At 40.9% G+C, this 9806-nt stretch carries 6 protein-coding genes, 2 tRNA genes and 1 rRNA gene; 1 reads left to right on the plus strand and 8 read right to left on the minus strand.

Annotated features, from left to right (window positions below):
- The 5 genes from BUA88_RS09115 to BUA88_RS15920 form a co-directional block, all read right to left on the minus strand.
- Positions 1 to 1575 carry an ABC transporter substrate-binding protein gene (locus tag BUA88_RS09115; RefSeq protein WP_072916492.1) on the minus strand — a complete coding sequence of 525 codons (1575 nt, stop codon included), beginning with the start codon at positions 1573 to 1575 and terminating at the stop codon, positions 1 to 3.
- A gap of 32 nt (positions 1576 to 1607) precedes the next feature.
- Positions 1608 to 2414, minus strand: coding sequence for a nickel transporter permease (gene nikC, locus BUA88_RS09120; RefSeq protein WP_072916496.1), 807 nt, complete (start codon positions 2412 to 2414; stop codon positions 1608 to 1610).
- On the minus strand, positions 2407 to 3351 hold the full coding sequence (nikB, locus tag BUA88_RS09125; RefSeq protein WP_072916500.1) for a nickel ABC transporter permease: 945 nt from the start codon (positions 3349 to 3351) through the stop codon (positions 2407 to 2409). Before nikB ends, nikC begins: the two co-directional genes overlap by 8 nt.
- A gap of 226 nt (positions 3352 to 3577) precedes the next feature.
- Positions 3578 to 5011 carry a hypothetical protein gene (locus BUA88_RS09130; protein WP_143151415.1) on the minus strand — a complete coding sequence of 478 codons (1434 nt, stop codon included), beginning with the start codon at positions 5009 to 5011 and terminating at the stop codon, positions 3578 to 3580.
- A 227-nt stretch (positions 5012 to 5238) separates the two neighbouring features.
- Positions 5239 to 8457, minus strand: coding sequence for a carbohydrate binding domain-containing protein (locus BUA88_RS15920; protein WP_083572456.1), 3219 nt, complete (start codon positions 8455 to 8457; stop codon positions 5239 to 5241).
- 185 nt (positions 8458 to 8642) lie between these two features.
- Between BUA88_RS15920 and BUA88_RS09160 the strand changes: the two genes are divergently transcribed.
- Complete coding sequence (locus BUA88_RS09160) at positions 8643 to 9242, plus strand: HAD family hydrolase (RefSeq protein WP_072916509.1); 600 nt, start codon at positions 8643 to 8645, stop codon at positions 9240 to 9242.
- Positions 9243 to 9283: 41 nt separating this feature from the next.
- Here BUA88_RS09160 and BUA88_RS09165 read toward each other — a convergent pair.
- The 3 genes from BUA88_RS09165 to BUA88_RS09175 all read right to left on the minus strand — a co-directional run.
- Positions 9284 to 9357: transfer RNA gene (locus BUA88_RS09165), tRNA-Arg, on the minus strand.
- Between the two features lie 4 nt (positions 9358 to 9361).
- Positions 9362 to 9435: transfer RNA gene (locus BUA88_RS09170), tRNA-Met, on the minus strand.
- A 113-nt stretch (positions 9436 to 9548) separates the two neighbouring features.
- Positions 9549 to 9806: ribosomal RNA gene (locus BUA88_RS09175) — 23S ribosomal RNA — on the minus strand; the annotation flags it as partial.

Genomic DNA, 9806 nt, shown 5'->3' on the forward strand with positions numbered 1-9806 from the left:
TTATTCGATATCTAAATCTGCTGTGAACTCATAGTAATCACTTGGGTGTGCTACAAGTCCTGTTACGTTTGATTTTGTAATCATGCTCATGCGAAGGAATGAACAGAATATAAATGCGTTGTCATCAAGAATCTGCTGCTGCATCTTGATTGCAATATCACCTCTGGCATCTGCATCAAATGTAGAGTTCATTTCCTCTGCAAGCTTCTGGATCTCATCGCTGTGATATGAGCCACGGTTCTTTGATGAATCATCTAAGCAGTGTGTTGTGAAGAAATACATTGGGTCGCCAATTCCACAGGTAACGAAGGCTGCTGCATATACATCCCATGTATCCTTCTCTGCTACGATTGTTCCGTGGTCTGCTGTAACGTTAAGCTGGATATCAAAACCGATATCCTTAAGAGTTGCCTGAGCACTCTCTGCAAGGAGTGGAAGCTCCTGACGGCTAGGGTAACTAATCCATCTGATAGTAAGAGTCTGGCCATCCTTCTCACGGATTCCATCTCCATCTGTATCTACCCAGCCTGCTTCCTCTAAAAGAGTCTTTGCTGCTTCTGGGTCATAGCTGTCTGTCTTAACTACATCTCCACCAAAAGTGAAGTTATCTGGGAAGGCGCCAACGCCAACATAGCCATAACCATTTAATAACGTATTTACGAATCCCTCTTTGTCGATACCCATAGCAAGTGCCTGGCGAACTGCATCATCCTTAATTACAGGTGAGTTGTAGTTCATCTGGCAATAGAAAGCACGACTTGTAGGTGTACCTGTGAATACATAATCATCATTTTCAAATAATGGATAGTTTGCATATGCCATTCCATAAGCTGCATCAATATCGCCATTCTGAAGTGCAAGTGCAAGTGTATCTCCGTCAGAGATTGTAAGGACTGTAGCCTCATCAATCTTTACATCACCATTCCAGTAATTCTCATTCTTTACAAGCTTAAGATGGTCACTTGTAACAAGCTCTGTACATACAAATGGACCTGTGCCCACAACGATACCATCAGCATTTCCTTCCTCAACATCTATTACGCATCCATAAGGATCGCAAAGGTAATTAATAAGTGTAGGCTTTGGTGTAGTTGTCTTAATTGTAAGAGTCTGACCATCAGCCTCTATTGTATCAATAGCAAGGTCGCCTGCTGCTCTTTCATGAACAGCTACAAGATCCTCGATGCAAGCCTTTACAGCTGCTGCATCAACAGTCTTGCCATTTGAGAATGTAACTCCATCCTTAATAACAATCTGCCATGTAAGCTCATCTATATTTTCATAGCTCTCTGCCACCCATGGCTCAAGCTCCATATTGTCGTTGAATTTAAATAATGTCTCTCCAATGCCGTAACGGATGCATGCCCATCCACAATAAGTATCGTGTGGGTCGATGTTTGCCTCCTCGTTTTCTGCATTAAATGTTGTGTCTCCAAATGTGAATGTCTTTTTGCCATCTATTACCTGTGCTGTATCTGAGCCTGACTCAGACTTTGCTGCACCACAGCCTGTAAATGCAGCTACTGTAAGCGCCATAGCCATAACAAATGCAACTGACTTCTTTAATCCTTTCATATTATCAATACTCCTTTCTCTATATCGAGCGGTTACTTAGGATCTAAATAATCCCTGACCGTATCACCCAATAAATTAAAAATTACTACCGAGACGAAAATTGCAAATCCCGGCGAAAGCACCACCCATGGGTATGTCTGTAGCATGCTTCGTCCATTTGACATCATGCTTCCCCACTCTGCTATTGGTGGCTGGGCTCCAAGTCCTAAAAAGGAAAGGCCTGCAAGCTCCATCATCATTGTTCCTATATCAAGCATTGATGTAACCAAAATTGGTCCAAGTATGTTTGGCAAGATGTGACGAACAATAATCTGTACTGGACTATCTCCTGCCAGCCTTGCTGCCTGAATAAATGACAAAGCCTTCACTGATAATGTCTGACTTCGTGCCACTCTCGAATATTTTGGCCAGCTGATAACAGCCAGTGCGAAAACCGCATTAATAATTCCTCCACCTAAAAGGGCAGCCACTGCAAGGGCGAATACAAGCCCAGGGAAGGCAAGGAATAAATCAGATATGCGCATAACCACTGAATCAACCCTGCCCCCAAAATAACCGCATATAACGCCTACAGCCGTACCAAACATTGTGATAATAGCAACCAGCGCTAAGGTTGATAAAATACTGGCTCTGGCACCGATGATGATTCGTGAAAACATATCCCTGCCATATGTATCTGTTCCCATAAGATGCTCCGCTGATGGGGCATTGTAGCTAAGTGACAAATCCTGTGCATAAGGATTATATGGACATAGCCTGTCAGCAAATATGGACACAAGAATCAGAGCGGCTGCCAATATCGTAAATACGATAAGTTTTTTAGTAGGCTTCTTATTCATTACATGTGTCCTCCAATCTGATTCGTGGGTCTAACAGCCTGTAGGATAAATCTGTAATCAGATTGACTGTCACATAGATAATAGCCATCCACATTACATAAGCCTGGATGATTGGATAATCACGCATGTTGATGGCATCAACAGCCATCTTGCCAACACCATCCCACATGAAGATGGATTCTACAATGGCAGTACCACCAAGCAGACTTCCTATTGAAAGTGCAAGCAGGGTAATGATAGTAACCAGACACTCTCTCATAACACTCTTCCATAGAATCACGGAAAACTTCACACCACGGGATTTTGCTCCCAATATATAATCCTTGCTAAGCTCATCGAGAACTGTAGCTCTTACCTGACGAAGATATTTTGCGCTCATGGCGATAGCTAAAGTGAAAGTAGGCATAGCTACAGCCGATAAGCTCATATCCTTGGAAATGATTGGGAACCAACCTAATCGGATACCTAGAAAATACATCAGCACAAGGGATACGAAAAAGTTTGGCATACTGTTGCCAATAAAGCTGATGAACCTTATTAAATAATCCCAAAATTTATTTTTGTAAACTGCGGAAATGATGCCTAAAGGGATTGATATTACTATGGTAAGTAAAATAGATGTAACTGTAAGAAATAGTGTAGCTGGAAGCTTTGAAATGAATGTCTCAAAAACATCCTTTCCTGACACGTAACTCACTCCCATGTCACCATGGAGAAGCTTTCCAAACCACACACAATATTGAATTAAGAAAGGCTTATCCAATCCAAGCTCTGCCTTCGCCGCCTGAAGCTGTGCCTCTGTGACTACCTGTCCTGTATTCAGCATTTTTTGCTCTACAACATCGGAACCAGCCAGTCGCATCATAGCAAAAGACAAAAACGTGATTGCAATAAGTATTGGAATCAATTGTAAAATGCGTTTTAAACTATATTTCAAAAAAGAATACCTCTTATAAATTACCTCAATATTACTAGACACTTTAGTGTACATTCTGCCTATGACAGATTCAAGAAATTATAGAGGTATATATCATTCATAAAAAGAATAGAGATATTCCTCAACGGAATATCTCTATTCTACCAGGCTCCTCTGCCGACATATGAAAAAGCAGCAGGTAATTGCTTACCTGCCGCCTTTTGATTATTTCTTTTATTAAAAATTATTAATCTTGAGTAGATGATGAACCAGATGATGTTGAACTCTGTGATGCATTTGGAATCTGAATTGATCCATACATATATGTGCCAGACTCCTCATTATAAATTCCAATTGTTACATCCTTTGAGTTGCCTTCCTGCTCAACACCTGCACAAACTGTGTACTCTGTATCAGCATCACCCTTGGTATCTACCCACATTGTACTAATATGACCAGTAGAAAGACGCTCTCCATTATTTCTATAACCATGAGTACCAGTAGAAATATTATTATCTGTAAGATACTGATAGTATTCATCTGTACATACCTCATATGGTACAGGTGTCTTATGTCCCTCATCATCAATTGTTCCACCAACATGATACACTTCAGAAACCACATTAGGGCCAACAGGGCCGTATGTAGGATGATTTGAAGTTGCACCACTCATATATCCTGCAGCCACATCCATCGCAAGAATATTATCTCCATCTTCTACATCTGGATAATGTTTTGTTGTAGCATAGAGGCCACTATGTGGATTTTCTCCACTAGTAAATCGCATATTGCTTGTATGTTTACCAGTTGAAATCTCATTTTCTATTTCTTTACTTAATTCCTGAGTATAAGTGCCTACATCAATCGAAATATTTCCCTTATAATCAGAACTTGTAACCTCAACAGCATCACTAGTCTTAAATACTACAACAGATCCTTCTACTGCAATATCTCCATCATAGACTGCAGTACCTGTAGAATTATCATATACATAATATGTAAGAGTAGCATCACCAGCCTTAACTGTTCCTATAGCTGTAAAGCCCTTAAGCTTCTCTACATCCTTGCTACTACTAATTACGTATGTACCTGTAGATGTCTCAACAACTGCCATCTTCTGCTGAACATGAGCTCTTTCTACTGCAGCATTTACAGTCTTAAAGTCCTTTGTTCCCATACTAGATGCAAGGAAATAGACATTAGGTGTAATTTTGACTGGCTCCTCACTTAATGTAGTTACTGTAATACCAGCTCTTGCACACATCTCCATTGTTGTAAGAGTTCTATTCTCAACTAAACCTACAGTTGCGTATTGTCTATAGTATCTAATAATATCAAGTCCGAATGCTTCCTTTACATCTGAGTAAGCAGATGCATAAGCAGCTGGATCAAAGTTTGAGTTACATGTACGTCCTTCAAAAATACCACATGTATAGAAGTGTTCAAATAACTTGTCTGGATCTGTTCCAATCAACTCAACGATGTCAGGATTTTCAGCCATATAATACTCTAAGTCAAATAAACTCTTTAAAATTGTTAAATCATCCTTAGTTACTATTCCATAATTAACCTCATCTGGGCTAGCAGCCTGTGTAAGGCCTTCTGCATTAGAAACAATTGTTGGAGCAGCGATTCCGCCTACAACAACTACAGATAATGCAACAGCTAAAAACTTCTTCATGTTCATCTCATACCTCCTTGAACATATCTCCCAACTGTTACAGATAATACCCACCCTGCTAATGTTTTGCAATATATAACCTTCAGTTTTCTATGAATCTTTTGTGTATTGCAGTAAAATCTGTGTAAAAAAATACAGCAGGTAATTATTTCATCACCTGCTGCATACTAGAAATGGGGTTTTATTAGGTTTTTGTACTTTAATAGGTTTTACGATTTATGAAAAGTTTATGGGAAAAGCTTAAATATCCAGTCGATAATACGCTTAACCACTTTAACAACTACCTTTACTACCTTCTTAATTACAGTGATAACCTGCTCAGGTGTAGGTGCTGGCTTTGGTGTTGGCTTTACTTCAGGGGTTGGTGTTGGCTTAACCTCTGGAGTTGGCTCTGGTGTAGGTGTTACTTCTGGTGTTGGAACTGGAGTAGGCTCAACAATTGGCTCTGGGTCTGTTGGGTTGCTTGGACTTGGCTCAACTGGAGCTGGCTCTCCTGACTCACCTGGAGCTGGCGCTGGTACTGGCTCATCACCATCTACCTCTACTAACTCGATATCGTCAATATAAACGTCATGCTTTTCTGTAATTCTGATTCCGTCTACAGATCCCATTGTGATGTTGAATCTTGTATTAGAATCTGTCTCATTCTCCATTGTGAATGTGTGTGTAAATGTCTTCCACTCTGGGCCAATTTCTACAGAACCTGTGCCGCTGTAGTTTGTCCAAGCACCTTCAAATTCCTGAAGAGAGTACTTGATTACTCTGTTGATAGAAGACTTTGCTCTGAATGAAACCTTGTATGTCTTACCCTTCTCAAGATTTACTCCATCCTGATTGAGCTGTACATACCAGCAGTTGTCATCTGTTTCTGCAACTGTATCTTCGATTGTCATAGCAAATGTGTTATCGTTACCGTTCATGTTATCGATAACGTAATTCGCATTTACGGAATCATAAATGTATGGGCTAAAACCCGCAATGCCTGCATTAAATGAACCATTCTTGATAAGAGCTGCTTCTGTGAAGAATACATTATCAAGATAATATGTGCCTGGCTTTGTAAAACGAAGCTCTACATTTGACTCGCTACGGCTTAAGTTCTTCTCTACTACAACCTTCTTTGCAAAGTGCTTAAGTGAATCTGTAAGCTCAGGTGTTACGCTCTGTCCTGCTACCTCTACTGTAATACCATCTGCATCACCGTTTTCTGTATAAGCATCAAAGCTGATTTCGTACTGACCAGCTGAAATTGGTGAAAGCTCACCCTGGCTGATTACGATTGGCTTCTTTGCACTTGTGCCCTTAGGTGCAACCACCTTGAGCATACGTGAATTCTTCTTATTTGTAACTGAAACTGCGTCCTTGTCATTGTCATCAATATCCCAATATCCAAGTCTGCCCTCGCCCTGATCAAAGCCACCGTTGTAGATGTAATTTCCATCTGAGCGAATTTCCTTTAAGTCACCATCATCAACTGTCTCGCCTGACTTATGAACAAGCTTAACATTTGAAATAGTAACAGGTGCTGTTGACTTCTGCTTTCCAAAGTTGAACTCAAGTGCTGTGTTAGGATCAGTCTTGTCATTCATTGTGAATGTGTATGTGTAAGACTGTTTCTTTGTGCCAACCTTTACAGATGTATCCTGCATGTAACGTGTCCATCCTCTGTCTGGACCTTCAACGTCAACAATCATTTCTCTATCTTCATCTGCTACAGCATCGAAAGTAAGCTCATACTCCCATCCCTTATACATTGGGATGCCAGCCTGCTTAAGCTGTACACTGTGATTCTGTGAACCAACATCAGATGGTGTGATTTTAATTTTATTGTTCTTTACTTTGTATGTAGAGTCCTTAGCATCACTCTCAAGGTGAAGTACCCAGTTGTCCTTGTCAGCGTCCTCTGCTCCATCAAAAGCGATATCCTTTGAGAAATCACCATTAATTACATAGTTGCCTTCCTCATCTGGCTCTCTGTAAGTTACTGGCTCCTTCTCAGGGCGCTTACACTTAGCCTCTTCCTTGGCATACTCTTCTTCTGACTTCTGATATACACGAACATAATCAACATCATAGCTGTCATTATTCATGTGCTCATATACTTCGTCAGTAGGATATCCTACCCAGCTTCCACCTACCGCAAGGTTTAAGATAACGTAGAAATCCTGATCAAATGGGGCTGGATATGTGAGCTGGCTTGACTCATCTGCGCCTGTGTACCAGTCGTTAGTTGTGTAAACCTGCTCATCATCCACATACCATGTAATCTTTCCTGGCTCCCAATCCATTCTGAAAACATGATATTCATCAGCGAAGTCATTCTCCCTCAATGTCTTGCTGCCCTGATTCTCCTTATGGCCACTTCCCGCACTGTAACCATAATGAATTGTATGATAAGACTTTGATGTATCCTGGCCCATTACCTCCATGATGTCGATCTCGCCACATTTTGGCCACTGGCCGTAAAGTCCCTCATCTGTTGCCATGAGCCAGAATGCTGGTAAGTATCCTTTTCCTGTAGGAACCTTTGCTCTGGCTTCGAATCTACCATATGTAAAGTCGTGCTTGTTCTGTGTTGTGATACGTCCAGAAGTGATTTCTCTCTTACCAGCCGATGATGAACCACCTGCTAACGCAGAGCCTTCGATAGTAGCTGTTGTTCCGCCATACCATGCCCAACCATTGTCTGGATCAAGTACGCTTACTTCTACACCTCTGTCTGCTGATGCTGCTGCCTCCATAGAGAATGAATAGTGATGATCCTTCTTAAGCTCTATACCTGACTGCTGAAGCTGGATATGCCAATTTTCATCACCAGAATTCTTAATCTCGATGACTGCCTTGCCATCCTCGAAGGAGCAAGAACCCTCACCTGGGCTGTTAAATCCACAGTTCCATTCTCCGTTCTTAAAATCTGTATCTGAAAGAACCTGAACATCGTCTGTTGTATCTATAAGAGAAATGTTTGAAACCTTAACTGTAGCTGGTGCTACACCTGCATCTCCAAGAGATGAAATCTTACCAAAATTTACTTGAAGAGCAATACTGCGTGAATCCTCTGCACTAAAATCAAAATCAAACGAAACATTTGTAATCTTCTCCTCTGCTGTCTCCTCATCAACTCCATCTGAAGTCTCTGCCTCAGTAACGTGTGGCTTTAATGATAACTTTCCGTTCTTAACCTCGATATTTCCCTCATCAAGCGCTGTGTATCTCTGAAGCTCAGAGTTTACCCAACCTGGTTCGTGCTGCTCAACGTTCCAGTCTGATGTGTTAAGTGAATCTCCCTCGAACTCGTCATTCCAAACAAGACTATAGCCTTCATCGGAATACTTGTCGGCGAAGGAATTACTTGATTTTGCCTGTACCCCCATTGGCACACTTGTCATAGCCATAGCAGCAGACATTGCCAATGCAACGGCATTAAACCATTTTCCCTTTTTCATGTCATTTTCTCCTCCTTCAAAACATGAACTATAGCTATAGCTTAGGAGAATCAATATCAAATTTATATCGAAATTAGATATTTTTTATCAAATCCATTCAAAGCATTTTTCACAAAAATAAAGACCTGTGGCTATGCAATAATTCTAATGGTATAATCTATCTAATTAATATTGGAGGAAGAAAAATGATTAAAACTATTATTTTTGATATTGGTGGCGTACTAATTGGATACGACTGGACTATGTATATGATGGAACTTTTTGATGGTGATGAAGCTCTTGTTACTAAGCTAAAAGAGAATATTTTCAGACATTGGGATGAAGTAGATAGAGGTGTTATTTCAGAAGATGAACTTCTTGCACTATTTACCAGGGACATACCTGAATTAGAAAAAGAAGTGAAGCTTTTCTGGGATAATCTTGGTGATGCACTGTGGCAATATGATTTTACTAAAGACTGGCTTCACGACCTAAAAAACAGAGGCTACCAGCTTCTATTCTTATCAAACTGGTCTCACCATGTAAAAGAATGTGCAACAAAACAGTTGGATTTCTTACCAATCTTGGATGGCGGAGTTTTTTCTTACAAGGTTAACCTGATTAAGCCTGACCATGCAATTTATAAAGAAATTATAAAAGAGTATAATCTCATCCCCGAGGAATGTGTCTTCCTTGATGACAGACTTGATAATTGCAAAGCCGCAAAGGAATGTGGCATGAGCGCTGTACAGGTGGTTAATCATGAGATTGCTGTGGAAAATCTTGAGAAGCTTTTGGCAAGATAAAAAAAATCACTGAACCCTACCGTTCAGTGATTTTTATTTAGCGTGCGTGAGAAGATTCGAACTCCCGACACCTTGGTCCGTAGCCAAGTGCTCTATCCAGCTGAGCTACACACACATAGTAGCGAGAGGGGGATTCGAACCCTCGACACCGCGGGTATGAACCGCGTGCTCTAGCCAACTGAGCTATCTCGCCATATATATTTTCTAAAAAAGCAAGCCAAAGCTTGCTGGAGTTTAGAACTATGTCATCATAGCAACCTCAAAACTTCATACAGATTACAAGAATTATACTACATATCTTTTCCTTAGAATAAACCTTCGATCTATTAGTATTCATCAGCTGAATGCGTTACCGCACTTACACCTTGAACCTATCTACCTTATCGTCTTTAAGGGATCTTATCTCCTTGAAGGAGGGGATATCTCATCTTGAGGGGGGCTTCACGCTTAGATGCCTTCAGCGTTTATCCCGTCCAGACTTGGCTACTCAGCTATGCCGTTGGTCGACAGCTGATACACCAGTGGTCCGTCCACCCCGGTCCTCTCGTACTAGGGGCAGCTCCT

Origin of the sequence: Pseudobutyrivibrio xylanivorans DSM 14809 (assembly GCF_900141825.1) — a bacterium.
GTDB classification, from domain to species: Bacteria; Bacillota; Clostridia; order Lachnospirales; family Lachnospiraceae; genus Pseudobutyrivibrio; species Pseudobutyrivibrio xylanivorans.